Genomic DNA, 24,931 nt, shown 5'->3' with positions numbered 1-24,931 from the left:
CATGGTCAAAGTTTCTATCGTGATACCCGCGTACAACGAGCAGGACCGCATCGTCAGCTGTCTGACGAACGCCGTCTGCCAGTCCGTTGCGCCCTACGAAATCATCGTTGTCGACAACAAGTCGAACGATCGAACCTGCGAACTTGTCCAGCGATTCATCGATCGTTGTTCCGATTCCTCCTGCGTCAAATTAGTCCATCAGGATAAAGAACAGGGACTCATTCCCACCCGCAATTTCGGTTTTTCCGTAGCGAAGGGCGACGTGTACGGCCGCATCGACGCGGACTGCATGCTCAAACCGGACTGGGTGGAAGTCGTTACCAAGATCTTCGAGCGCGACCCAAGCGCCATGGGAGCCACCGGCCCTGCGGTCTATTACGATATGCCGGCGAAACACCTCGGGCTTCAAGGTGACAACAAAGTACGCAAGGTCACCTATCGGGCCGACAACGACAAAGTGCTGCTCTTCGGTTCCAACATGGCGGTGCGGGCCAACGCGTGGGAGAAGATCAAGGGCAAGGTGTGCCGCGACAAGGCCGACATCATGCACGAGGACATCGACATCTCTCTGCATCTGCTTGATCAGGGCCTGAAAACCGTGTATTGCGAAAAGATGATCACAGGGGTCTCGGCCCGTCGCATGGACACCCCTTTCTCCTCGTTCCGCAAGTACATGCAACGCTTCCAGAACACCTTCGACGCCCATCCGAACCATACGCGGGCGCACGATACCGAATACACGCTTTATGCGCTTTACCCCGTGCTACGCGCTTTCTACCCCATCTATCAGAACTATCTGGTCCACCGATGCGTCAACCCGGCCCGACGCATCTGGAGCAAGGAACAGCACAATATAAAAACAGACCAAACGCCGACCTCGGCAGGAAAGGAAAAGTAGCGGGAAATGGAAGCACAGCTGGTGGCGTGGGGCTGGCAGGCCCTTTACCTTTTCGAGGCATTGGTTTTCTCTACCCTCATCGGTCTTGAACGTCAGGCCAGGCACAAGGATGCGGGCACGCGCACGCACGCCTTGGTGGGCGTCGGCTCGGCGTTGTTCGTCATCATCGGCAAATACGGGTTCATGGATGTGCTCGCCGCCAACGTACGGGTCGACCCCTCGCGTGTGGCCGCTCAGATCGTCTCCGGTATCGGTTTCATCGGCGCAGGCGTCGTCTTCACTCAGCGTTCGCATGTCCGCGGACTTACCACCGCAGCCTCCATCTGGATGACTGCCGCCATAGGTTCGGCTTGCGGAGCTGGCCTGTTCGTACCGGCGTTGGCCTGCACGGTCTTCTACTTCCTGGCCGTCACGCTGCTTCCGTTCATCACCAAGCTCATCGCTCCCGGCATCAGCAACGACGACATGCTGCGGCTGAAGTATCGTGACGGGCATGGCATCCTGCGTTCAATCCTTTCGGTCTGTGCCCAGCACGGGGTTTCCGTCGAAGGCTTTTCGACCAGGAAATCCAAAAATCACGATGACGAGGAACCCGGCAGCCGAGGTCACATCGTTTCCGCTGATCTTGAGGTACGCGGGCGCGACAGCAAGGAGCTTATCGGGGACTTGAGCGACATCGACGGAGTGATTTCCGTCACAAGAATCAATAATAACGATTGACGTAATACAAATATCGGTCAAATTACCTGCCAAATGGACGGCTTCAAGCCTGTGAGCGTACCTAATATCGTCAGTCATGCTATATTGGGTACGGTTTCTGAGTACTGAAGATTTTCGAGAGGTCGGGTAGGCATGTCAAATCAACAGGAACTCCTGTTGCGCGATGATTTGAAGCGTGTGGTGCAAACGATGCACTCAGAAGAGGACAATGTCACCCCCTATCGGGAGGATTACCGCCACCTGCTCGACAACCATGGCAAAATGGTTCGTGCTTCACTGGTACTGCTTTTCTCTTATGTTGTTCAAAACGATGAACCTCATCACGTCAGCGATAAAATAATCACCGGCGCCGCTGCCATAGAGATGTTGCATCTGGCGACCCTGGTACATGACGATGTTCTCGACAATGCCTCGGTACGCCGCAACCAGCCCACCATCCAGACCGTCCGCGGCAACAAGGCGGCGATCTATCTGGGCGATCTCATTCTTTCGCGCTATATGGAAATCATCGCGACCATCGCCCCCAGCACGGATTTCATCGCTGAACAGGCGCATACCGTCAACGAAATCGTCTCCGGCGACCTGCTGCAGGAATCCGCCCGGCACAATACCGAGACCAGCAAGGAATATTACGAACGCGCCATCACCGGCAAAACAGCGGCGCTCTTCCGACTGGCCGCCATCACCGGCATCAAGCTGACCACCGACTCCCCCGCTGCCAAAACGCTTGAGCAGGGGTCAAGATTCGGCGAACACCTGGGCATCGCGTTCCAGATCCTTGACGACGTGGAGGATTTCAATGTCGCGCACGACACCGGCAAGCCGAAACTCGAAGACATCCGCGACGGCATCTACACCCTGCCAGTCATTCTGGCAATCAAGGCCGACCCCTCGTTCGTCGATATCGTCAAGCTTGAAGACCCGCTCAAGGTGCTCGACTACTTCAAGGCCAACCCCCAGTTCATCAAAGCTGCCAAAGACGAGGCATTGCAGCATCTTGAAGCTGCCAAAGGCGTCATCACCGACGCCCAGTACCCGTCGATCAACGCCGGCACAGTCAAGGCCTTGGTCGCCATCATCGACAAATACATCAGGACACTCTGACTTTTAGGCACGTTACGGCCGATATCGAACCGGTTATTCCGACATCGCATTGGTTGTCGCTTCAGCCATATCGAAATCGTTGACGGGTGGATGCTCAAGTTGAGCCATCCACCCGTCAATCCATATTACTGAAATTCGGTTTTATTATCCTCAGCCCGCGGTTTCCAGCTCGCCGACATCGAGACGGTAGAGCTCACGGAAACGCTCGTTGGTGCGGTAAAGCTCGGTAGGTGCACCTTGCATGGCGATTTTGCCGCTGTCAAGGAAGATGACCTTGTCCGACTGCTCCAAGCCCTGCAGATGGTGGGTGACCCAAAGCATCGTACGGTCTCCGGCTGCAAAGAAGATCATCGACATCAGTTCGCGTTCGGTGATCGGGTCAAGACCGATGGTCGGTTCGTCAAGCAAGATTACCGGGGTGTCCTTCAAAACGATACGTGCCAAAGCGATGCGCTGACGCTGGCCACCGGAGAAGCGTTGGCCGGCCTCGTCCACGGATGTATCGATACCGTCGGGAAGCGCGTCAACCGTCTCGTCAAGCTGTACAGCCTTCAGCGCGGCCCACACGTCGTCATCCGTGGCGTCCGGGGCCCCCAGACGCACGTTTTCGGCGATGGTTGAGTTGAAGAGGAACGCCTGCTGATTGAGGTAGCCAAAGAGGCGTGCACGCTCGTTCTGCAGGGCCGCCACAGGGATGCCGTTGATGGTAATGCTGCCCTTTTGCGGGACCAGGTCGCCAAGCAGAAGTTGGAGAATAGTGGTCTTGCCTTCGCCGCTTGGGCCGAGCAGCGCGACCTTCTCCCCCGCCTTGATATGCAGGGTGAAATCGTCGAGCAGCACCGGCTGGCCCGGGCCATAGGCGAAGGTGACATGGTCGAAATCGATCGTTTCGATTGGGCCATTGAGCTTTTGCTGCGTCACAGGGGCCTGTTGGCGGCTCTCGACGCGATTGGTCAGGTCGTTCAGGTGTTCCAGCGAATCGCTGTAAAGCGGTATCTCGGCGGTGGCCTGGGCCACATTGATGAAGCAGTCGACCAGCGGGAAAACCGCGAGGACGATGGAGGCGGACCAGTCGGCAATGGACTTGGAGCCGGTCATGGTCAGACACGCCCCGACCATCAGACCGATGGCGATGACACCGAAGACGACCTGAATGGCGAAGTTGCGCCAGCGCTCGAAGGTCTTCTGCTGGTCCTTGCTCTCCTGGATGCGACGGTATTCGTCAGCCCCGATGGAGACGAAATCCTTGTCCTTGTGGGTGATGACCCAGTCGCTCAGGCCGAGGTAGCTTTCGGTGACCTTGGTGTATTCCTGGGCCTGCTGTTGCTTTTCCAGCGCAAAATGACCGGTCGAGAAGCTCAGCGAGACAAGCGGGATGAGAATCAGCACCAGCGCCAGCATCAGGAAGAGCAGCAGCGAGGAAGCCCATGAGAAGACGCCCATGGCGATGGTGACGACAATCCAGAGGATATAGGCCACGACGGTCGGGAAGATGGTGCGCAGGTAGAAGTTCTCGAGATGGTCCAGATCATCCGCGAGAAGGCTCAGCACACTGCCTGTGCGCTCGTGTTCGTTGAGGAACGCGGCGTCTTTGGAGAGGGTGCGGTAAAGCTGCACGCGCAGCTTGGAGATGACGTGAAGCACCCAGTCGTGGCTTTTGAGTTGTTCGACGTATTTGAAGACGGGTCGGCCGATGCCGAAGGCACGGGTCAGTACGATGGGCACGTAGACCATAAGGATGTTGTAGGGCATGCGCGCCGATCGGTTGATCAAGTAACCGGCGGTGAACATGAGGGCCGCGGCGCAGACGAAGGTCATGGATCCCAGGAAGAAAATCAAGGCGAGTGTGCGCTTGTTTTCTTTGAGATACGGCCAGAACCAGTGGTCGCTGTGCCAGATTTTGAGATAATCGCGCAGTCTGGCCTTGCCGCCTTGCGCACTCGCCGAAGTCACGGGCGCTGCAGTTTCACCGTTATCATTCATCGAGTCGCCATTCATGCTGTTGGTCTGAGGGGTATTCATGGTTGATGCTGTCTGCGTATCAGTTAAGGTACTGGTCAATCTGGTTACCTCCCATCTCGCCGATGAGGTGGTCAAGCGGGCCGCCTGCCCCAATCAGTTCCTTGGGTGCGCCCGATTCAACCACGTTGCCTTCGTCGAGCACCAGCACCTGGTCGACGTTCGCCAGCCAATGGAGGCGATGCGTGGCCAGGATGACCAGATGGTTCTCCATGATCGGCAGCAGCGTCTTTTTGAGATCGTATTCGGTTTCGATATCGAGGTGTGCGGTCGGTTCATCGAAGAGCAGCACTTCACGAGACTTGTCAAGCAGGACGCGCGCAAGGGCGATGCGCTGGGCCTGACCGCCGCTGATGCCGCGGTTGCCTTCCCCTATCAGGGTGTCGAGCCCATCGGAAAGTTCGGCAAGCCACTCGTCCAGGCCGGCTTCGTGGGCGGCGGCCTTGACGTCGTCTTCGCTGGCATCGCTTACATAGAAACGGATGTTGTCGGCGATGGAACCGCTGAAAATATAAGGGGTCTGGGGAATATAGCTGATGTGACGCTGCCATGCCTCGACGTTGAAATTCTTCAGTGGTTTGCCATCAAGTTCGATGGAACCGGCATACGGGATGTTGAATCCGGCAAGCAGGTTGACCAGCGTGGATTTGCCGGCACCGGATTTGCCGATGACGGCGATCTTGCCGTAACCCTTGAAACTCATGGATATATGATGCAGGGCATCGGGCTGCGTCGGTATTTCAACCGCACCGGCCTTATTGCCACCATTGCCAGTTGCATCGGCAACGATTTCGTTGCCGGCCTGCTGGTCCTTTGCCGAACCCTTCTTGGTGTGTCCACGATGGCTCTTGGTCTTCAGACTGTCGGAACCCGGCTTGGTGTCGTCCTTACCTTCACGCTGCTGTTCCACAGCGTTCATGGCGACGCTATGGCTCGCCACAGTTTGGCCTTCATCTTCGCCCTCCGGTCTGCTGCCGGCGGGATAGGCGAAGTCGACGTCTTCGAGCTTGAGCTCGCTGTCGGCCTTCCAGCCGTCCCACTCGGTCTCGGTATCCTCCGGCGTCTCCGGGCTGTCGATGAAGCTCATGATGTCGTGCAGCGCGTTCTTGCCGTCAAGCGTGGCGTGGTAGTTGTCGCCGAACTGGCGCACCGGCAGGAAGTAGTCGGGTGCCATGATCAGCGCAAACATGGCCGGGAAGAGCGGCATGGTGCCGTTGACCAGGCGCAGGCCGAGGAACACGGCCATGATGGCAATGCCGAGCGTGGTGAACCAGTCGAGGGCGAAGGTCGAGGTCATGGCAACCTTGAGCACGTCAATGGTGCGCTTGCGGAAGCGTTCGCTGACGCTGTAGATCTCGCCTTCGTATTCCTTGTCGACGCCAAGCATCTTCAGGGTCGGCAGTCCCAGGATGCTGTCGACGAATTTGGTATTGAGAACATTGAATTGGGCGTATTGCGCGTTGGAGCGGTCGCGGGCCGCAAGCCCCAGAATGACCATGAAGAAGATGATCAGCGGGTACATCAGCAGCAAAATCAGGCCACTGACCCAATCCTGCCACCATACGGCAATGAGGATGACCAAAGAGATCAGCATCATGTCGGTCATCTTCGGCAGGAGGATTTCGATATAGCTCTTGACCTGGTCGAGGCCGTCGATCAGCATCGTCACCGTCGAACCGGTGCCGCGCGAGGCCAGCGCCTGGGGGCCCAAGCGGAAAATCTTTTCCTGCAGTTGCGGGCGAATCTGTCCAGCCACGTATTTGCCGTATTTGCTGGAGATTCTTTGCTTGGCAACATCGCACAAATGCCGCATTGCATAAAAAACAAGGAATTCCACAATCGGGCCGGCCAAAGCGGAAACCGCATGTTGTTTCCAGATCTCCACCAACCCACGGGCCAAGCCGTGCGCCTGCCCGACAATGCACAGCGCCTGAAGCAGCGAAAGCAGGGCGAGAAGCCCCATACGTTGACGCACCCCGTCGAACCTGAATAGACTTTTATCGATCACGGCCAGTCCCAACTACTAACGGATATTTTTTTAAGACAAAAGAAAACCCGATGCTCTCCGCTGTATCAGTGAACATTATTGCACATTCACCGGTTTGCAAAAAGAACATCGGGTATTGATTTCATTGTTCAATCATCAAAGACGAACCTGCGTTCGTTATTGCGCCAAAGCCGCCTTGATGGCTTCCGGCGTATTGTCCGTGAGCAGACGCTTCCTCATGATGAAATACGACCAGATGAAGTAGATCAGGACAATCGGCAGCAAGCAGCAGAGCACGATGGTCATGATCTCCAGCGTGTACTGCGACGACGAAGCCGCAGACACAGCCAGGCTCTTGGACGGGTCGGTCGCGATCATCACGTTCGGGAAAAGCCCGTTGAAGATGAAGGCGATGATGCCGGCAAGGGTGACACCAGAGGAGATGAAGGCGAGTCCGCCGCGCTTCTTGTAGGCGGAAAGGTGGCCACAGATCGTCGCGGCCAGGATGACCACAGTGATCAGAAGCGTGGACTTGGTGCGACGCTGATAGAAATCAGTGAAGATGAACGCCAGGATTACGAAGACCACCAATGCCGGGTAGGCAATCCAGTAGACCTTCTTGGAGGTGTTGAGCATCCGCTCGGACGTCTTCGCATCGAGCTTCAGGCTCAGGAAGTGAAGACCGTGCAGGAAGCTGAAGAACACCACAGCCACGCCGCCGACGATGGAGAGCCAGTTGACCACGTCGAAGAATCCGGCGTGGACGTTGCCCTGCGCATCCATCGGGACGCCCTGAATGACGCTGGTAAGCATCATGCCTAGGCCGAACGGCGCGATGACGCTGCCGGCGAAGTTGGCCCACTGCCAGACGCTGCGTTCGCGGTCGGTAATCGCATGGGCAGCGAACTCGAAGGAGACGCCACGCAGGATGAGGCCGACCAGCACGATGAAGAGCAGCAGGTAGTAGCCGGAGAAGAGGCTTGCATACCACAGCGGGAAGGACGCGAACATGGCGCCGCCACCGGTGATGAGCCAGACCTCGTTGCCGTCCCAGTGGGGGCCGACCGCACGCATGTAGAGCGCACGCTCGTCGCCGTTGTGGGCCAGAACTCGGGTGGCCATGCCGACACCGAAATCGATGCCGTCAAGGAAGAGGAAGATGGCGAATACCAAAGCAATCACAAAGAACCACAGCAATTGCAGGAAATTATTGCCATCGATCAAAGGCTTAGCGAGAAACTCGGTCATGCCAACGCCACCTTTCTACTGGCCGCATGGGCACCGACATGAGAACCTACGGTAACCGGCTGCGTAGCGCCTTCCGGATCCGGCTCCGGTCCCTGATGGAGCACGCGACGAGAGTAGAAGATCATCACGCCGCCCATGAGGCAGAAGAGCAGGAAGTACACGATATTGGTGAACAGCAGGCTGCCCACGGTAGCCGTCGGCGAGACGGCATCGGCGATGGTCTGCAGGCCGTAGACGATCCACGGATAACGGCCGAGCTCGGTGATGAGCCAGCCACCGGTGGTACCGACGAACGGCAGATAGGTGCAGATACCCAGAATCCAAAGCTTCCAGCGGCTGTCCGCCAAAGTGTTCTTGGACTTGCGGGTGAACCACAGCGTGCAGATGGTGAGAATCAACACGGCGAAGGCAACCGCGGCCATGAAGCGGAAGCTCCAGAACAGCACGTTTGCAGGAACGTAGTAGTTGGAGATCTCAGGATGGGCGATGCCGTTCTTGATGATCTTGCCACGCTCGCCGAGGAACTGCTGGTTCAAAGTGTTCATGCCTTGAATGGTTCCGCCGTAAAGCTTGTGGAACGCAAGCAGGGAAAGCATGCCGGGAATCTCAAAACCAGCGGCCTTGTGGCTGCTTTCGTTCATGAAGCCGACGACCATCCATGGCGCCGGGCTCTTGAGGTCCTCGTAAATACCTTCAGTTGCCGCGAACTTCATCGGCTGATCCTTGATGATCTCGAGGGTCTGCAAATCACCGGTGATGATGACGAGAATGGAACCGACCAACGCGATGATGGCACCGACGCGGATCGAACGGGTGAAGAAGGCCCGATCGGCGTTCTTGCGCATGAATCCGAAAGCGCTCATGCCGACCACAATCATGCCGCCGAGCATCAATGCGCCGGTGGCCACGTGTGGGAACGAGCGCCAGAGCTGAGGATTACCGATAACCGCAGCGAAATTCGTCATTTCGGCGTGACCGGTCTTCTTGTTGATGCCATAGCCGACAGGATTCTGCATGAAGCTGTTCGCAGCGAGAATCCAAATGGCAGAACAGGTTGAACCCAACCAGGTCAGCCAGATGAAGATGACATGGACACCCGGCTTGAAGCGCTTCCAAGTGAACATCCAAACACCGATGAATGTGGACTCCATGAAGAACGCCAGAAGGGCCTCGATAGCCAGCGGCGCCCCGAAGATGTCGCCCATGAAACGCGAGTAGTTCGACCAGTTCATGCCGAACTGGAACTCCTGAATGATGCCGGTCACTACGCCGACGGCAAAGCTCAAGAGGAAGATCTTCCCCCAGAACTGCGCCATGCGCTTATAAATATATTTCCTCTTCACTACGTATATCGTTTCCATTACAGCGACGGTAAACGCCAAGCCAATGGATAACGGCACGAAGAAGAAGTGGAAGACCGTCGTCATCGCGAACTGGAATCGCGACAACCCTAAAACAGTCATTTTTATCCTTTCTTCCCAACTATTCCGTACCTAGAAAAGCACAGAATCAATCGTTTCCTAGCATAGTACGAATATTGGTCAACTCCAAAGTGGAACGATCTGCTATGAGCTTCTTTGCAACGCCGGCAATCCAACCTTTGAGATTCCAATGCCCGAACATGTCAATCGATGCAATCCCCACTTTCGGTCCCAGCGAGCAAACCGTGCCGAGAGCGTTGAAGACGAACTTCTTGGTCGGTTGCCCTTTGAGCAACGCCGCGAGGTTCTGCGCCGCGCAATCGGCCTCGGCGATCGAGATCTGCGCCGTGGTCGGATAGAGACGGCCATTGCCCGGGTTTGCAACGCCGGAGACATCGCCGATAAGGAATTGGTCCGGCTGCCCGTTGACGCGCAGGTCATCCGCGACCACCACACGGTTACGTTTCTGGTCATATCCGGAATCCGCGATCACGTGGCTGCCACGCACACCCGTCGTCCAAATGATGGTGTTTGCGGTGAACTCCTGGTCGTTGCTCATCACGGCATTCGACTTGACCTCGGTGATCGGGGTGGAGACATGGAAATTCACGCCCTTTTTCTCAAGGTATTCGACGCCCCATTGAGACAGATTCTGGTCGAACATGCCGAGAATCCTCGGCCCTGCCTCAATGCACTCAATCTTGACCTCATCGAGCGGGAAGCCGTATTGCTTGGCAAGCTTGGGCATGCGATAAACCAGCTCGCCGATGTATTCGATGCTGGTGAAACCCGCGCCGCACACGATGATCCTGAGATCATTGGGATCATGGCTGCTCTTGTAGCGTTTCAACGTATCTTCAAGATGTTTGCGGGCGGCAAGCGCGGTGTCGATGTCGACAATCGGCCAGCCGTTCTCGTTGGCACCCTTGATACCGAAGGTCTCGGACTCAAAGCCCAGGCTATTGACCAGATAGTCGTATTGAAGAGGCGCATTGTTTTTCAGTTCGACGCTTTTGGCGTCCTGATCGATGCGGATGACCTCGTCGATAAGCACCTGGACGTTTTTCTTGTTCGCGAAAGTCCGGGCAACATCAAAGGTAATATCCGCGGGTTCCTTGGTACCGGCAGCCACTTCGTGCAGCTCGGTGGTCTGGTAATGATACGGATTCTTGTTGACCAGGACTATCTGGGCATCCACACCCAAACCGGTCAATTTCTTCACGGTTCGCATACCGGCGTAACCTGCTCCGAGAACAACAATTCTCTGCATTCCAATCACTTTCCTTATAGCTTAATCACGAACGATGGGCATATCAAAAAAACGGGCACCATCACTGCCAACATTCTCCAACAATATATGAAAAGCTGAACAAAAAACGATTAAAATCAGGCCTAAAACCGCAAAAATTCAAATAACGATTTTTTTATGGCGCGTATCACGTTTACGTCATTCTTTTATGCCACAAAAGCCTTTGTATGACTAGGTTTTTACGACAAAGGACCACACGCAAGTAGTTTTGAAAGACCTGCAAACATCAATCGATAATTGTAACTAAAATATAAAACAAAAAGAGGGTGGTTCGGGAAGATTGACACTTCCCGAACCACCCTCCGGCTTTTAATGATTGTTTGGCGCTTTACAGGCAAGCAGAGACGACCGGCTACTCCTTCATGATTCCGGAGACATCCGTCAGCTCGGTGACGGAACGGTCGGCGACGAGCTTCTTGGCGACCGACGCCTTGGCGCCCTTGAGCTTCCAGTGGCCACCCATGTCGACTTCGGCGATGCCGGTCTTGGGCCCAAGCGAGCAAAGCGTGCCCAAGGACTTGAAGACGAACTTCTTTGTCTCCTTGCCGTTGATGCGCGCGACGATGTTGTCCGCGGCGGTGTCGGCCTCGGCGATGGAAATCTGGGCGGTTGTCGGATAAAGACGGCCGTTGCTCGGATTGGGGACGGCGGAGACATCCCCGACGAGGAACTCCTCGGGATGGCCGTTGACCGACAGGTCGTCTTCGACGACCACGCGGTTGCGCTTCTGGTCATAACCGGAATCGGCAATGACATGGCTGCCGTGCACACCGGTGGTCCAGATAATGGTGTTGGCCGGGAATGCGGTGTCGTTGCTCATGACGGCATTGGGCTTGACTTCGGTGATCGGAGTGCCGGCGTGGAAGGTGACGCCGTGGTCCTCGAGGAACTTCACTCCCCAATCGGCCAGCTTCGGATCGAACATCGGCAGAATCTTCGGCGTCGCCTCGATGCAGTCGATCTTGACTTTATCAAGCGGGAAGTCAAATTCCTTGGCCATCTCGGACATGCGATAGACCAGCTCGCCCAAGTACTCGATGGAGGTGAAGCCGGCGCCACAGACCACAATACGCAAATCATTCTCATCATGGCTGGTCTTGTAGTTCTTCAGGGTGTCTTCGAGATGCTTACGGGCCGCGACGGCGGTGTTGATGTCGAGAATCGGCCAGCCGTTTTCGTCGGCGCCCTTGATGCCGAAGGTCTCGGACTCGAAGCCCAGTGCATTGACCAAATAATCATAGGTAAGGGGTTCGCCGTTCTTCAGCTCGACCTTTTTGGCGTCCTGATCAACCTTGGTGACCTCGTCGATGATGACCTTGACTTTCGGATCGACGGCCTTGCGCACGTCGAAGGTGATCTGGTCGGGCTCCTTGGTGCCGGCCGCGACCTCGTGCAATTCGGTGGACTGATAGTGATACGGATTCTTGTTGACCAGGACGATTTCGACATCGAGATTGTTGACCTTGGCCAGCTGCTTGGCGGTGCGCATGCCGCCATAACCCGCACCGAGAATAACGATTTTCGCCATCTTGACCCCCTCCGTTGGGAATTGTATAAGAGCAGGTACCAATCCAACTCTGTATCGCTCTCACCTAATGCTTACAGTTTTAAAATATCTTCTTTAATTAAGAAAAACGATTTAATTTGCACAATCAGATGCACTTCTGCACGAATCGACTACCCAATATGACGCATTTCACAAATGCATACCGAAATCCAAACCCAAAGAAAAACGTTTGCAACAATCAGGCAAAACAATCAGCCCTGCATCGCAGCGAACATAATGTGCTACTTTTCAAGAAAGATGAATGCAATCGGAAACAAATCCAATCCCGAAGGAAAATATCAATCGCATATATCCTGCAACAGCTGAAAGAGGAATGTTTGAAAAACTCTGGAAGAAGTACCCCCCAAGAGAGTCGAACTCTTGTTGTCAGATTGAAAGTCTGGTGTCCTAACCGTTAGACGAGGGGGGCTAACAACCTACTCATCTTAAAATACGAGCTCGACTCGAGCAAGTCCGGCGTGTTGACCATCGCCGATTGACCGCAATGCTTTGACAAACACATGCATCGCCATTACGCAATACCATCACCTTGCCGATATATCTCGCCGCACAACTGAGAAACAAGCAAAAGCCATATGGCACAACGTACCGGCCTCAATTGGACTATACACAACCTCAAATGGCTCGATAGGTAAGGTCGTGAATGACCCGGCCGGCAGCCAGACCCTTTTTCTCGAAATTGGTAAGCACCCGGCCTCCGTAGCGCTCCGATTCCTTGAAATCGGCGTGAGGCAGAGTCGCTGCCTTTTCCGCCGTCCCTTTGCCGACATGCTCGGTGGGCAGAGAAACGGTCAGCGTGCCGCTGTTGGCGAAATCGGTACGACCGTCCATCACCTCGTGGATGTGCAGGGCATAATCCTCGATGTCCGTGGCAAGTCTCCAAACGCCCCTTTCCTCCAGCGCCTTGCGAATATCCGCAGCAAGCGCCGGCTGGACGATACGGCGCTTGTGATGGCGCATTTTGGGCCACGGGTCGGGGAAGAACGTCCACACTTCGCGGGCCACACCCGGCTCGCACACCGTGAACAGCTCCGGGGCGTTAATCTGGGCGATACGCAGATTGGCGAGGGCAAGCTTGCCGGCACGCAGCATCGTATGGGCCACGCCGGGATCATAGACCTCCACAGCCAGGAAATTGATGTCGGGATGCGCCTGCGCCGCAGCGATGATGTTCTCGCCCTGTCCCGTACCGATTTCCATGATGAGCGGATTTTCGTTGCCCCAAATCTTGCTCACGAAACCATGATCGAGCACGAAGCCCGGCTTCAAATCGAGCAGGCCCTCCCCCGCGCTGATATCGAGCAGAAAAACCGGTGAATAGCGCTGCCAGGCTCGTTTGAGCCGGTCGTCGAGGCGTCCCGTCCGTCGCACGTATGATAGCACCTGATGGATTCTTTTGTCGTTTTTCTGCACGAATCCCAAGTTTAACGGAAGGCGGACCCGGAAACTTCACCGTACGCGCGTACACTGTTGGCTATGAACGAGAACGATTTCAACGCGACCCCGCCACAGGGACAGCCTTCCTACCAATATGGCGACCCAGCCTCGCAACCTGGGCAGCAGTCGGGGCAAACCTCCTTCCAAGACCCAAGTGCGGGGCAGCAGACACCGGGCTACCGCTACCAGCCGTATGCAGGGTCGGTGCCGCCTTCTGGCCCCGGCCCAGTGCCTTCTTCTGCAGCTCCTGGTTCAATGCCGCCTGTGGGCCCTCAGATTTACTATGCCCCGGCCCCGAACCAGAAGTGGAACACGCTGTGTATCGTCGGCTTCGTTCTTTCTTTCCTTATGCCGGTTATCGGCTTAGTGCTTTCCGTGGTCGCACTCGTTCAGATCAATCGCAGCGGCGAAAAAAGCAAGGGAATGTCCATAGCCGGAATCGTCATCGGCGCAGTCAGGACAGTCCTGAACATCATTATCGTCATTGTGTTCGTTTCGGCATTCGGCTATGCAATCAACCATTCGGATACCGACGATCAAAGCTGCCATGGTTCGGACTGCAGCTCCGACCCTTACGATGACGACGGCGACGATCCCGACGATGACAATGAAGACACAGACTATGCCTATTATCTTTATGATTTCAACCAGGGAAGCACCGTCACGAATATGAGCACGTTGCCGACCGCAGCCTGAACGATACTCAGAAAGCCCTGCCTACAATGATTTTCTCCGCTGGGTTCAGCGGACGTCAGCTATTTTGAATTACAAATGATTCGCGGCGTTCCTAATCCTTGGCATCATAGGCGACACGCTGAAATGGCTCCCGGGTTGCATTTGATTCCGATCTGAGTAAAATTAACACTCGGCTGCTTGATGAAAGCAAGCCACGGCTCCGTAGCTCAGTTGGTTAGAGCGCCGCCCTGTCACGGCGGAGGTCACCAGTTCAAGTCTGGCCGGAGTCGCTCGAATGGTCTTAAGCCCGGTTCGCCGGGTTTTTGATTATTCATGGCTCTGTAGCTCAGTTGGTAGAGCGAACGACTGAAAATCGTTAGGTCAGCGGATCGATGCCGCTCGGAGCCACCACTCAGGTCTCGAAACCAAGCAATCACAATGGTTTCGGGGCTTTTCCATTTCTTGCAATCGCATAGATTCTAGTCAAAACCCAGCATTTACCCAGCAGATTCGGATGGTGTACTGGTTATGTTTGTTGTGAAGGTGACTCAATGGAATCTAGCCTGCGAATAAAGCTTTATCTGATGAGGCCGTAACTAAACACTAGGAATAAGCCTAACTTTCAATACATGCCTCGGCCCCGATGCCCAAAAACGAACATCGGGGCCGAGGCATATCTGCTCTCTCAGAGCTGCTTGGCTACCCAATCGACGATATAGGGGGCGACGCCGTCGATTTGATCGATGGCGATGTCGAAATCGCGCGGTCCACCGTACCACGGGTCGACCAGGTCGATATCGCTTTCGTGGCCGGGAGCGGGCTTGGGCAGGTTCGGATCGAAGCTGCGGTAGAGATGCACTTCCGGCTTCTTATCGGCCGGCAGGAGGCGCAGCAACCCCTTCTCGTGCGAAGCGGTCATCGGCAGGAAAAGGTCGCTTTCGTCAATTTCCTCGGGGGTGATGCGATGCGCGAAATGGTGCTTGGGAATCTCATAACCGCGCTGGCGCAGCACGCGTACGGCACGTGGGTCGATGGGATGGCTATATTCCTCGTCGCTGACGCCGCTGGACATCACCCGTACCTTGTCCCCCAACCCGCGCTCTTCGAAGTTGGCGCGCAGGATGATTTCGGCCATCGGGGAACGGCAGATGTTTCCGGTGCAGACGGTCATGACGGTGTAAGGATGATTGGACATAGTAGAAGTATCTTTCTGTTATCAAAGTACGGATGACATCGATACTGCCATCATAACGACTCGACCGTAATAGGCTCTCACGCAACAGACCAGGTATCGATAACGTATCCGGATAAACATACCGCAAATATAACAGACAGATCTTGAGAGCAATTTCGCAAAGTCAATACCGACATCGCCAGAAAGTAAGCAAGGCAGACTCAGCCTTACGAGGGTTTAGCACAATATATCAAACCAATTGACGACGTCGGCGCGAATAACAAACGACGCAGATACAACCACGAAAGCAATCGTATCTGTGTCAATATTGAAAAAATTAAAAAATCTTACCGATTTTTGTGATACGTGACGAAACGATACGCTTCGACGGCACCTTCCGGCTTGCGCGGAGTCTCCCACGGTCCATCGTCCTGCACGTTCCAAGCCCCGGCCCGCACCAGCTCGTCCATATCGGGCGCGTAGGTGTCTGCGTCAAAACGGCCACGGATATAGGTGACGTACGCCTTGTTGGCGAACGGCATGACGGAACGGAACAGCTGCGCTCCCCCAATCACCCAGATCTCGCTGCGATCCAAACCATCATCGGGAATGGCTTCCTGACGGGCGAAATCAAGAGCCGCATCAATGTCATTGGCCGTGGTGGCCCCAGCAGCGCGCCAGTTCGGGTCGTGAGAGACCACGATATTGTCGCGGTTCGGCAACGGACGATATTTCGGATCAAGCGAATCCCATGTTTTGCGACCCATAATCACCGGGTGCGAAACGGTCAATTCTTTGAAACGCTTCATGTCTTCGGCAAGATGCCAAGGCATCCCGCCTTTGAACCCCATCGCATCGGGACGGCCTTGCATATCCTCACCGCACGCCCAGATGAGATTGACCGAGAACGTCTTGACGACATCGTCTCCCCAGTCCTCGGTGACTTTTTGCCCGGCAAGCCCGGGCTCGGGTTCGTGATAGCCAGTTCGGCTACTGTCATGCTCCATTTCATGTACTCCTTGAATTAGGCAGTATTGTTAGTCTAACCAACACCTCAGACGCGATTTCACTTCGATTAAAACCTGCTTCGACCCCGTGATTTCGTCCGGTTCGGTATGGTCTCTGCCTCAGACCGCGACCGGAGCCTTGATGGCGGGATGATGCTGGTAATTGACGATCTTGAAGTCTTCGTATTGGTAATCGAAAATCGAATCGGCCTTACGGATCTCGATTTGAGGATATGGGTAGGGATCGCGCCTCAGCTGGGTCAGAACCTGATCAATGTGATTGTCGTAGACATGGCAATCACCGCCGGTCCAGACGAACTCCCCCGGTTTCAGCCCGGTCTGCTGCGCCATCATCAACGTGAGCAGCGAGTAGGAAGCGATATTGAACGGAACCCCCAGGAACATGTCGCAAGAACGCTGATAAAGCTGGCAGGAAAGCTTGCCATCGGCCACATAGAACTGGAAAAGCGCGTGGCAAGGCGGCAACGCCATCTGCTCGACCTCGGCCGGGTTCCAGGCCGTCACGATCATGCGACGGGAATCGGGATGCGTTTTGATGAGATTCAATACGTTGGAAATCTGGTCGATGGTCCGATTCGGATCATCTTTGCTCGGTGCCGGCCAACTGCGCCACTGCACCCCGTAAACCGGTCCCAAGTCGCCGTTCTCATCGGCCCACTCGTCCCAGATGTGCACATTGTTTTCCTGCAGCCAGCGCACGTTGCTCGAACCCTTGAGGAACCACAGCAGCTCGTAGGCGATGCCCTTGAAATAGACCGTCTTGGTGGTCAAAAGCGGGAAACCTTTGGAAAGGTCGAAGCGCATCTGGCGGCCGAACAGGGAAATCGTGCCTGTGCCGGTACGGTCGGTCTTGAGCGTCCCTTGTGTAAGGATATCCCGTACCAAATCCTCGTAAGGCATGGGAATGTCGGTTTTTGGACGTGCGGGAATCCTCTGACGAATTTCTTCAAGCTGTTCTTGGGTCAACATAACTAACCATTCTAGCAAGCAGCATCGGCCACGTCGATACCGAAACGATGAGCATCCGCCTATCGTAAGACACCGAATCCATGAGAATGGCCCGAGAAAGCGGAATTTGCGCTTTTTTACATGCTTGCTCACACCGATTAAGTAAAAAGCAATATTTAGAGCCGCTATTTGTGTCTTTTTACTTAAGATATGCCCGGCAAGCAAGTAAAAAGGCACAAATAAACCGACGAATTACGCAACCGGCCACGCCGCTTTTATTTCACTGACAGAAAAGGGACATATCTGGATGTATCCTGTTCGTCCACCAACTCCTGCGCCAGATACATATAACGGCGGGGCTTGGGGTTAGATTGGTAGAGAAACGCCTCTGCGAAGAGCGAGGCATAACCGCGAGGAGGTACGCAATGGCAAAGAAACTGTGGGTGGAGCGCAACAAGGATGGTTCCTGGGACGCGTTCAGCGATGATGGCGCACACATCAAGTTCGGGCACGGCAAAGGCCTGTTCAACCCCGGTGACCTGATGAAGGTGGCTCTGGCGGGCTGCGGCGCGCTTTCCAGCCAGATGACCATCGAGAACAGCCTTGGCGAAGGCAAGGGTGCGAAGATCACCGTCGACGGTGATTACGACCCGGAGGCTGACGGTTACACCGCATTTCGCGAACAGGTGGTCGTTGACGCCCAAAGCGCCGGCATCCACGGCGAGGACGTCGAAAAGCTCAAGGACCGCGTCGAAAAGCACATCGAGAAGTCCTGCACGGTGATGCATACCTACGAAGTCGCCACGCCAGTGACGATGGACGTCAAGGTACTCACCAAGTAGTGGTTCCTGTCACAATAGGGTAATTGCTGGAAATGTGCCGGAGGCCAACCTTGAGGCATTGCGAGACCGGCGGAATGGTTCTGGAGCCTCTCCGGTCTCGCGCTATACGAAAGAATGTTTTTTTAAGCTTATTCCGAACAGACTTTCTGGCCGGTAATCTATTCCAACTCAACAAAAGGGCGGTGCCGATATCCTTTACGGGAATCGGCGCCGCCCTTAGCGTCTAAAGGCGAAACCTGCAATCAGCCCTTGTGCTCCGGGTCGATGGAGGATTCGATGGCCTCGGCTGCGGAGCTATCGGCTGTCTTCACGGAGACCTGTTCGACGCCCTCGATGCCTTCGATGGCACCGTCGGAACGCGACTTCTCAGCCTCCACATACTTGCGCGGCACCACATAGACCGGGCCGGCAGCATGCTGGATAAGCCCCTGGCTGGTGGAACCGACCAGGAGACCGGTGAATCCTCCCTTGCCGCGGGAGCCGACAACCACGATGTCATGGTCATAGCTGGCCTTGGTCAGAGCGCTGACTGCGGATTCGGGAACGATGGTCTTGGTGATCTTCAGATCCGGATGAGCCTTGCGAACCGGAGCAATCTGAGTTTCGAGATCTTCCATATAGGAATCGTAAACGCCATCCTCGTCGCTGACCCCTTGCAGGCCTGCCACAGCATCGATGACGTCAAGTTCTGCGCCACGGTCGGCGGAAAGGTCGGCTGCGATCTGCAGAGCCTTCAAACCCCACGCGCTGGCGTCAATGCCGACAGCCACTCGCTTGATGGTATTGTTCAGATGCATCGTCTTACCGTCGTCATCGGTATAAGGCACCACGATAATCGGGCAGTAAGCGTACGCCGGCAGCGACGAGCTGGTGGTCCCAAGCAGACGCTCGGCCAATCCGCCCTTGCCACGGTTGCCGATAACGATCAGGTTGTAGTTGCGCGATAGCTCGACGAAGACCGAAGAAGGATCTCCGGTGACAATCAGCGTCTGTGCCTCCACTCCCTGCTCGTCGGCAATGGCCTTGGCCTTGGAAAGAATCTCCTGCGCGTCGATATGGGCCGCGTTGTCGTCGCCCATGGAAGTGTATGTGGAATCGAATGAAACCGCTGCATAACTGGGCAGAGAGTACGCGCAAACGATCTGCAGCGTCAATCCTGCGTGCTTGGCGTAATTCGCCGCCCACCAGGTTGCCTTGTAGCTGGCTTGCGAACCATCCACACCTACCAGAACAGCCTTGTCGTTTACCATGACTACCTCCTTGACATACGTGACACCGCTCATAACGGCTCTACTTCAAGAATACCAGCCTTGAGAGCCAAGCACTAAATTCTTCGTTATATAAGAAAACGTGCCCCGTTTTCGAGACACGTTTCAACGTTTATCTAGGCAACAGAATTTCTTTTATCTGGCTTTGCCCATTGAAATTCAAAGAAGCCTGCGAATAACATAATTACCTGAAGAGAAGGCATAGCCTATAGGGCTATACGTGGTACCGGCGGTAGGATTAAGCGCATTGACCACCTGACCATTACCGACATAAATGGCGGCATGGCCGGGACCTGCAAGCAAATCACCAGGCATCGCCTGGGAAATGTCCGCAACGGGCCTGCCTGCACTCATCTGGGCGCCAGAACCATGCGGAAGGGCAATGCCAAAGTTACCGAACACATACTGCACAAAACCGGAGCAATCCCAACCTGCGGGAGTGTTACCGCCGTACTTGTAAGGAACCACGCCGACGAACTGGTTGGCGAAAGCCAGCAGACTCGAAACCGACTGCCCGTTAGGAGGCGTGACGGTGAAATTCTGAGGCTGCGGCGAAGCTGAACTCAACGAATCCCTTGCAGCGGAACGAGAAGCAGCGGCCGCACTTGCGGCAGCAGCGGCATCGGCACGCTGCTTTGCTGCAGCAGCGTCCTTTTCGGCCTGTGACTGGGTCTGAGGAACATCGAGGGACTCGATGCCTCCCCAATTCGATTTGGCATCAACGTCGGTGGAAGTGGATTCCTTAAGCAGGTCTTTACGTACGGTACTGACCTTGCGGAACGAACGGGAGGAAGTGACCGGATCGTTGTCCTCATTGGCAGCAGAGGCGGTAGGAGAGAATGCAATGAGGGCTGAGGCGCTCAGTGCAAGCGCGGCCAAGGATGCACAGATCTTCGAAGCTTTCATCATGTCATTCAGGCTATCATAGAGCTGCAACATAATCCGCCGGCGACGAGGTGCCGGAAAGATAACTTCAAGTGGACCACGTTCTGGTTTTCAGACGCAGGATTCCTTGCATTTCAGGCCAAATATGGATAACCGAAATACGTTCATCGCCAAATATAACCTTCACAAATTTCTGTGAAAGCAAAAATGACGAAAAGAAAACGCAGACTCAGTAATGAATAATCTGGTGAGCTGCGACCTGATCGGCGGTATAGGTCTTCGAAAAGGTCTTGCCCTGATAGGCGGCACCACACTCCGAAGTGACAACGGAGCCATCGGGATTGATCTGTTCGATGATGGCTACATGACCACAGGTCGGGTTGGAACCATCCTGACCGGGAGCGAAGACCATGATGTCACCGACGTGACGTGCCGTGCGATCAACCCAATAGCCCAGGGAACGAGCTGAATCCGCCCACTGGGCACCGTTACCCATCTGCGAACCTGCAGGAAGTCCGAGCTGGTGCCTACGCACGTATGCCCACCATGTGCACTGGCTAAATTCATAATTGTTGCCGGAATCGCCTGTGGGATGATTCGGGTTGAAGCCAGCGGGCAACACCTTATAGTCCTGATCCATCAGATTCGCGATCTGGGGATTGTTGGCAATCGACTTCGACATCGCGGAAACGTCCAGAGCAGTGTTCGACTCCCCCAGGCTCCACGTACCTTGCGTGCCGTTGGACTGCAGAGGAACACGATCCTCCGAGCGCGATGCGGCATTGACCGGCCTCAAGGTTGAAGTAGTGGTGGTCTCTCCGGCCGCATTAAAAGTCGGCTTAGTAGGGTTGCCCGCCATCGCGGCGGTGGCTGTGGCACCGACTAATGCAGCCAGCGAAGCTGAAACGACTGCGGTATGGCGACGGTTCTCGGACTCCCGGGCCAAGCGAATGGAACGGCGGGTTTCCGGCACGATCTCGTTGAGCTTGTCGACGACCTCGGGATTCAAGCCAATCATGGCACCGTTGGTGGCAACAGCCTGCGCCTGCCGCACCGCCTTCAGCGAATGCGTCCCCTTTGCAGGAGAGAAGAGGGAGGAGACGGTATTAGACCGTTTTGCGCCTCTCCGTGCCTTGTGCGCACCCTGAACCATAGATCAACTCCTTGCGGACAGTGTTTCTGCGGAAAATACCTTGACGAACTTACCGGTACAACACCGTATCAATAAGCCATCGGAAAATGCATCCACCGCTTCTTGTTTTCTGCTACCAGAATACTTCAAGCCCTGATTTTTTTAAGGCACGATCAAGGTGTTGCTTTTAAAAACCGCAGAATCCAATCGGTCTATCGGCGTGTCACACTTCCTTCACAATAAATACGTCAATTTTACCGGCTCAAAGCCAAATCCCGACAAGGTGCCGCACTGGGCTGCACAGGCCCCGACGAGTCTTTGACGCCTCGCTCAAACGGCAGACCTATCCTGAAAGCTCACACCTGCGTGGAGGCCATGATGAACGTGCCGACTTCGCTGTCCGAGTCCAGCTGCACCCGCCCATCACGAGCAGAGATAAAAACGGCGTCACCTTGCTGCAAAATCCTGGATTCGCGGGAACTGACAACCTTTACGGATCCTTCGATGCACACCACGATTCGCGGGCCGAAATGCCGGTTGGACAGGGAAACTTTGGTCATGAGTCTCCCGTAACGACGAGACAACCGTTCCATCATCGGCCAGGGACGCTGCTGGGTCCCGACCCTGCCAAAACTCAACATGAACTCATCGATTTTCGGCCTGTAGATGACCCGATTGCCGAACATGCCACCCCAATCGGCCATCCAGCTGACACTGGGATCGATAGGTGAGGAAGAGCTGCAATCGAGACTTTGCAGAAAGTCGGCAATGTCCTTGTGCTTGACGGTCATACCGGCTCTCAGGACGTTGTCGGAATTGGTCATGATCTCAACGCCGGTGCCATGAATATAGGCATGCGGGGTACCTGCGGGAATGAAGACGGACTCGCCTTCCTGCAAGGCCAGGGGATTCATCATCAACAACGCCAGCACACTCGGATCACCGGGAAAAGCCTTTTCCGCGGCCAGAGCGTGGTGAAAAGCGAGCTGAGAGCGTTCGTCGGAAACCTCGGATGCCGCTTTTTGCAGAGCCTTGCGCAGGCCCTCAACATGACCAGCCGCGATTGCTGTATAAAAAGCGCGGAAGATCCGTTTATGGGAAGGCTGCCAGACGGCAGAGGCTATCGGCATCAGCGCATCGGCCTCGGCGAAATCCTCGTCTGCCGGTTCTTGGTTCTGCGCCAATACATTGAACATCCCGTACATGCCGTCGACAACGTGCATGCCGTGATGGGCCTGCGGCGTCAGCGCCTCCACCATGCGTCCGGCGAGAGGATGGTCCACCAAGGTCAGGTTGGAAAGCATGAAAGCAGGCGTCGCAAAGCCGACGGAAGCCTCAAAGGGTTCCAATGCGACCACCATCTCGTTTTTCGCCACCGCGTCCTTGAATGAGCGCTCGGGCGCATCCATCGGTATATGGTATGCATTTTCGGCGTTGAAGCCTGCACGTGCCTGAAAATCGATGGGATGGACCTGCAGGGAAAGCGGGATACGCGCGGAAATCACTTTCAGGAGGTATGGCAGGACCGGACCGAATTTATCGGAACAGCGAGCGCCAAGCATGTCTTCGGGGTCGGCGCGGATAAGGTCGGTCAGGGCCATCGAAACATCGAGATTCCCGGACTCTGCATGGCCAGGAACACGCGGATGGTGCAACCTTGCCAACGACCTGTTCCATTTATGCCGTTTATCTTTCGAGAGCTCTTCGCCGGCCTGTCGCAAATCCAAATCTACTTGTGAAGGCCATTGGGCATGGCCACTGAACCACATCTCCGCGATGGGATCATCAGCGGCACTGGCGACGGGACCACGCGTACTCGGCATATCCGCAAAGGTGCTCTCACCCCTATTCGTTGAGGTTTCGGTTTGCGGCTTCTGAATTTCGCCCGAGGAGAATCGCCACTCCCCTTCGCCGCTCTTCCCTGCTCCTTCAGCAAGGCCCGAAGACGCGTCCCGGGCGGTCAGCTGCGAAGCGAACATCACCTGCAAATGGGTATAGGAACCCCAGGCATACCGCTTAGTGACCGGGTGGATCGAATACACTTGCAAAGGCTCCTTGTACGTAACGCTTTCTCTATGCTCTCATGGCTCTCATACCGATTCACCAACACAATCAGCGCATAGCCAACTTAAGGTTAGCCCCGGATACTAAAATCAAAGGTATGAAGTTTGCCCCGATCATCAACCCTGATGTCTGTAAGCCAGCCCCGAAGGCTGTCCAGGTCGATTTGCGCAAGACGTTTCTGATCATCACCAGCTGGTGGCTTATCGCCCTTGCGGTCAGCGCCATATTGATGGCATGCGGATTCCATGTCATTGAAGCGATTGTCTTGTGCTCGGCTGGAGTCATCATCGGCGTGTTGATGCTGGTTTGGGAGCATTTCGACCGTTGGGATTACCGCCGTCTCGGTGCGGCCGATTCAAAGTAATCATTCCTGATTATTTTACGTTTCGCATACTTTCAGCTTTCCTATCCACTTAATTCAACGATCAACGCATAACCGGCATATCCAACCACAATGAAAGAAGCTCACATGCGCGTCATCTACAACGAAGAACTCAAGGCGGTCGCCGACGATCTGGAGAGCATGGCCAACGGGGTTTGCGCCGCGATTCATGGAGCCGGAAAAGCGCTGATGGACAAAGATATGGATGCAGCCAAATCCGTCATTGACGGTGACGCGGCCATCGACGCACTAGAGAAACAGATTCTCGACCAGTGCGTGAAATTACTGGCCCAGCAAAGTCCCGTGGCCACTGATTTGCGTGTGGTCGTCGCCACGCTGCGACTGGCTTCTACCATCGAGCGCATGGGTGATTTGGCCCAGCATATTGCGCAAACGGCCTACCGGGCCTACCCCGCTTCTGCTCTGCCGGACGACGAGAAAACCCTTCATATTTTCGAAAGCATGCGCGAACTGCTCGATGTCACTGCCGACAGGCTCCCGGAAATGCTCGCTGACCGCGACACGACGCTGGCGCAACAGGTTATCGCCGATGACAATAAACTCGACGCACTGCATCAGGAATCCTTCGAACTGGTGCTTGACGGTTCATGGAAGGGCACGAAACAGCAGCTCATCGACGTGGTGCTGACTGCGCGGTTTATGGAACGTCTTGGCGACCACGCCGTTTCCACCGCCCGTCAGGTGGTCTATATCGTCTCCGGCTTCGACCCCAGTAAGGAACCGCGCGACCTCGATGAAGACTGAGCACAACGAATCCCACGATTGGGGTGAGGGCTGAACGGCTCGATTGGGATCCAGATGC

At 55.3% G+C, this 24,931-nt stretch carries 21 protein-coding genes and 3 tRNA genes; 9 read left to right on the top strand and 15 right to left on the bottom strand.

What is annotated here, in order from left to right:
• Window position 1 precedes the first annotated feature (1 nt).
• The 3 genes from PT279_RS06805 to PT279_RS06795 all read left to right on the top strand — a co-directional run bounded on the left by PT279_RS06805 (window position 2) and on the right by PT279_RS06795 (window position 2,722).
• Entirely contained in the window at window positions 2-898 is an 897-nt protein-coding gene (locus PT279_RS06805; RefSeq protein WP_277166665.1) for a glycosyltransferase family A protein, read from the top strand.
• Window positions 899-904: 6 nt separating this feature from the next.
• Window positions 905-1,618, top strand: coding sequence for an MgtC/SapB family protein (locus PT279_RS06800; protein WP_277166664.1), 714 nt, complete (start codon window positions 905-907; stop codon window positions 1,616-1,618).
• 132 nt (window positions 1,619-1,750) lie between these two features.
• A complete protein-coding gene (locus PT279_RS06795; RefSeq protein WP_277166663.1) occupies window positions 1,751-2,722 on the top strand; it encodes a polyprenyl synthetase family protein in 972 nt (323 codons plus the stop codon).
• 150 nt (window positions 2,723-2,872) lie between these two features.
• On the opposite strand, the gene cydC is transcribed toward PT279_RS06795, so the two are convergent.
• The 8 genes from cydC to trmB all read right to left on the bottom strand — a co-directional run bounded on the left by cydC (window position 2,873) and on the right by trmB (window position 13,695).
• The gene (gene cydC / locus PT279_RS06790) at window positions 2,873-4,705 is read right to left on the bottom strand and encodes a thiol reductant ABC exporter subunit CydC (RefSeq protein ID WP_277166662.1); all 1,833 of its coding nucleotides are present in this window, start codon (window positions 4,703-4,705) and stop codon (window positions 2,873-2,875) included.
• A 58-nt stretch (window positions 4,706-4,763) separates the two neighbouring features.
• Window positions 4,764-6,749, bottom strand: coding sequence for an ABC transporter ATP-binding protein/permease (locus tag PT279_RS06785; RefSeq protein ID WP_277166661.1), 1,986 nt, complete (start codon window positions 6,747-6,749; stop codon window positions 4,764-4,766).
• A 156-nt stretch (window positions 6,750-6,905) separates the two neighbouring features.
• The gene (gene cydB, locus PT279_RS06780; protein WP_277166660.1) at window positions 6,906-7,976 is read right to left on the bottom strand and encodes a cytochrome d ubiquinol oxidase subunit II; all 1,071 of its coding nucleotides are present in this window, start codon (window positions 7,974-7,976) and stop codon (window positions 6,906-6,908) included.
• Window positions 7,973-9,439: a cytochrome ubiquinol oxidase subunit I gene (locus tag PT279_RS06775; protein WP_277166659.1), complete on the bottom strand. Its 1,467-nt coding sequence runs from the start codon at window positions 9,437-9,439 to the stop codon at window positions 7,973-7,975. Before PT279_RS06775 ends, cydB begins: the two co-directional genes overlap by 4 nt.
• Before the next feature lie 46 nt (window positions 9,440-9,485).
• Window positions 9,486-10,667 (bottom strand): NAD(P)/FAD-dependent oxidoreductase, encoded by a 1,182-nt coding sequence (locus PT279_RS06770; protein ID WP_277166658.1) that lies wholly within the window; start codon window positions 10,665-10,667, stop codon window positions 9,486-9,488.
• Between the two features lie 391 nt (window positions 10,668-11,058).
• Window positions 11,059-12,234 (bottom strand): NAD(P)/FAD-dependent oxidoreductase, encoded by a 1,176-nt coding sequence (locus PT279_RS06765; protein ID WP_277166657.1) that lies wholly within the window; start codon window positions 12,232-12,234, stop codon window positions 11,059-11,061.
• Between the two features lie 376 nt (window positions 12,235-12,610).
• A tRNA-Glu gene (locus PT279_RS06760) sits at window positions 12,611-12,682 on the bottom strand.
• A gap of 206 nt (window positions 12,683-12,888) precedes the next feature.
• Window positions 12,889-13,695: a tRNA (guanosine(46)-N7)-methyltransferase TrmB gene (trmB, locus tag PT279_RS06755; RefSeq protein ID WP_277166656.1), complete on the bottom strand. Its 807-nt coding sequence runs from the start codon at window positions 13,693-13,695 to the stop codon at window positions 12,889-12,891.
• 54 nt (window positions 13,696-13,749) lie between these two features.
• On the opposite strand from trmB, the gene PT279_RS06750 reads away from it, so the two are divergent.
• The 3 genes from PT279_RS06750 to PT279_RS06740 all read left to right on the top strand — a co-directional run bounded on the left by PT279_RS06750 (window position 13,750) and on the right by PT279_RS06740 (window position 14,796).
• The gene (locus PT279_RS06750) at window positions 13,750-14,406 is read left to right on the top strand and encodes a DUF4190 domain-containing protein (RefSeq protein ID WP_277166655.1); all 657 of its coding nucleotides are present in this window, start codon (window positions 13,750-13,752) and stop codon (window positions 14,404-14,406) included.
• 195 nt (window positions 14,407-14,601) lie between these two features.
• A tRNA-Asp gene (locus PT279_RS06745) sits at window positions 14,602-14,675 on the top strand.
• Window positions 14,676-14,720: 45 nt separating this feature from the next.
• Window positions 14,721-14,796 (top strand) — tRNA-Phe (locus tag PT279_RS06740).
• A 274-nt stretch (window positions 14,797-15,070) separates the two neighbouring features.
• On the opposite strand, the gene PT279_RS06735 is transcribed toward PT279_RS06740, so the two are convergent.
• From PT279_RS06735 to PT279_RS06725, 3 genes are all read right to left on the bottom strand, one after another.
• Window positions 15,071-15,580 carry a low molecular weight protein-tyrosine-phosphatase gene (locus tag PT279_RS06735; protein WP_277166654.1) on the bottom strand — a complete coding sequence of 170 codons (510 nt, stop codon included), beginning with the start codon at window positions 15,578-15,580 and terminating at the stop codon, window positions 15,071-15,073.
• A 326-nt stretch (window positions 15,581-15,906) separates the two neighbouring features.
• Complete coding sequence (locus tag PT279_RS06730) at window positions 15,907-16,566, bottom strand: dihydrofolate reductase (RefSeq protein WP_277166653.1); 660 nt, start codon at window positions 16,564-16,566, stop codon at window positions 15,907-15,909.
• Between the two features lie 120 nt (window positions 16,567-16,686).
• Window positions 16,687-17,556, bottom strand: coding sequence for a thymidylate synthase (locus tag PT279_RS06725; protein WP_277166652.1), 870 nt, complete (start codon window positions 17,554-17,556; stop codon window positions 16,687-16,689).
• Between the two features lie 404 nt (window positions 17,557-17,960).
• On the opposite strand from PT279_RS06725, the gene PT279_RS06720 reads away from it, so the two are divergent.
• Entirely contained in the window at window positions 17,961-18,377 is a 417-nt protein-coding gene (locus tag PT279_RS06720) for an OsmC family protein (RefSeq protein ID WP_277166651.1), read from the top strand.
• A 242-nt stretch (window positions 18,378-18,619) separates the two neighbouring features.
• Here PT279_RS06720 and PT279_RS06715 read toward each other — a convergent pair whose 3' ends face one another.
• From PT279_RS06715 to manA, 4 genes are all read right to left on the bottom strand, one after another.
• Window positions 18,620-19,627, bottom strand: coding sequence for a universal stress protein (locus tag PT279_RS06715; protein WP_277166650.1), 1,008 nt, complete (start codon window positions 19,625-19,627; stop codon window positions 18,620-18,622).
• Between the two features lie 177 nt (window positions 19,628-19,804).
• Complete coding sequence (locus PT279_RS06710) at window positions 19,805-20,554, bottom strand: C40 family peptidase (RefSeq protein ID WP_277166649.1); 750 nt, start codon at window positions 20,552-20,554, stop codon at window positions 19,805-19,807.
• Between the two features lie 205 nt (window positions 20,555-20,759).
• Entirely contained in the window at window positions 20,760-21,683 is a 924-nt protein-coding gene (locus PT279_RS06705; RefSeq protein ID WP_277166648.1) for a CHAP domain-containing protein, read from the bottom strand.
• Window positions 21,684-22,018: 335 nt separating this feature from the next.
• Window positions 22,019-23,704: a mannose-6-phosphate isomerase, class I gene (gene manA, locus PT279_RS06700; protein ID WP_277167038.1), complete on the bottom strand. Its 1,686-nt coding sequence runs from the start codon at window positions 23,702-23,704 to the stop codon at window positions 22,019-22,021.
• 119 nt (window positions 23,705-23,823) lie between these two features.
• On the opposite strand from manA, the gene PT279_RS06695 reads away from it, so the two are divergent.
• Entirely contained in the window at window positions 23,824-24,090 is a 267-nt protein-coding gene (locus PT279_RS06695; RefSeq protein WP_277166647.1) for a hypothetical protein, read from the top strand.
• 105 nt (window positions 24,091-24,195) lie between these two features.
• Window positions 24,196-24,873 carry a phosphate signaling complex protein PhoU gene (gene phoU, locus PT279_RS06690; RefSeq protein ID WP_277166646.1) on the top strand — a complete coding sequence of 226 codons (678 nt, stop codon included), beginning with the start codon at window positions 24,196-24,198 and terminating at the stop codon, window positions 24,871-24,873.
• Window positions 24,874-24,931 lie beyond the last annotated feature (58 nt).

It is taken from the genome of Bifidobacterium sp. ESL0784 (genome assembly GCF_029433295.1).
Classification (GTDB): Bacteria; Actinomycetota; Actinomycetes; order Actinomycetales; family Bifidobacteriaceae; genus Bifidobacterium.
Note: the sequence above shows the minus strand (reverse complement) of the source record. Positions and strands in the feature narration are given on the sequence as shown.

Coding starts and splice junctions, on each gene's coding strand:
- PT279_RS06805 (WP_277166665.1), top strand. CDS start 2: ATGGTCAAAGTTTCTATCGTGATACCCGCGTACAACGAGCAGGACCGC.
- PT279_RS06800 (WP_277166664.1), top strand. CDS start 905: ATGGAAGCACAGCTGGTGGCGTGGGGCTGGCAGGCCCTTTACCTTTTC.
- PT279_RS06795 (WP_277166663.1), top strand. CDS start 1,751: ATGTCAAATCAACAGGAACTCCTGTTGCGCGATGATTTGAAGCGTGTG.
- cydC (WP_277166662.1), bottom strand. CDS start 4,705: ATGAATGATAACGGTGAAACTGCAGCGCCCGTGACTTCGGCGAGTGCG.
- cydB (WP_277166660.1), bottom strand. CDS start 7,976: ATGACCGAGTTTCTCGCTAAGCCTTTGATCGATGGCAATAATTTCCTG.
- PT279_RS06775 (WP_277166659.1), bottom strand. CDS start 9,439: ATGACTGTTTTAGGGTTGTCGCGATTCCAGTTCGCGATGACGACGGTC.
- PT279_RS06770 (WP_277166658.1), bottom strand. CDS start 10,667: ATGCAGAGAATTGTTGTTCTCGGAGCAGGTTACGCCGGTATGCGAACC.
- PT279_RS06765 (WP_277166657.1), bottom strand. CDS start 12,234: ATGGCGAAAATCGTTATTCTCGGTGCGGGTTATGGCGGCATGCGCACC.
- PT279_RS06750 (WP_277166655.1), top strand. CDS start 13,750: ATGAACGAGAACGATTTCAACGCGACCCCGCCACAGGGACAGCCTTCC.
- PT279_RS06735 (WP_277166654.1), bottom strand. CDS start 15,580: ATGTCCAATCATCCTTACACCGTCATGACCGTCTGCACCGGAAACATC.
- PT279_RS06730 (WP_277166653.1), bottom strand. CDS start 16,566: ATGGAGCATGACAGTAGCCGAACTGGCTATCACGAACCCGAGCCCGGG.
- PT279_RS06725 (WP_277166652.1), bottom strand. CDS start 17,556: ATGTTGACCCAAGAACAGCTTGAAGAAATTCGTCAGAGGATTCCCGCA.
- PT279_RS06720 (WP_277166651.1), top strand. CDS start 17,961: ATGGCAAAGAAACTGTGGGTGGAGCGCAACAAGGATGGTTCCTGGGAC.
- PT279_RS06715 (WP_277166650.1), bottom strand. CDS start 19,627: ATGGTAAACGACAAGGCTGTTCTGGTAGGTGTGGATGGTTCGCAAGCC.
- PT279_RS06710 (WP_277166649.1), bottom strand. CDS start 20,554: ATGATGAAAGCTTCGAAGATCTGTGCATCCTTGGCCGCGCTTGCACTG.
- PT279_RS06705 (WP_277166648.1), bottom strand. CDS start 21,683: ATGGTTCAGGGTGCGCACAAGGCACGGAGAGGCGCAAAACGGTCTAAT.
- PT279_RS06695 (WP_277166647.1), top strand. CDS start 23,824: ATGAAGTTTGCCCCGATCATCAACCCTGATGTCTGTAAGCCAGCCCCG.
- phoU (WP_277166646.1), top strand. CDS start 24,196: ATGCGCGTCATCTACAACGAAGAACTCAAGGCGGTCGCCGACGATCTG.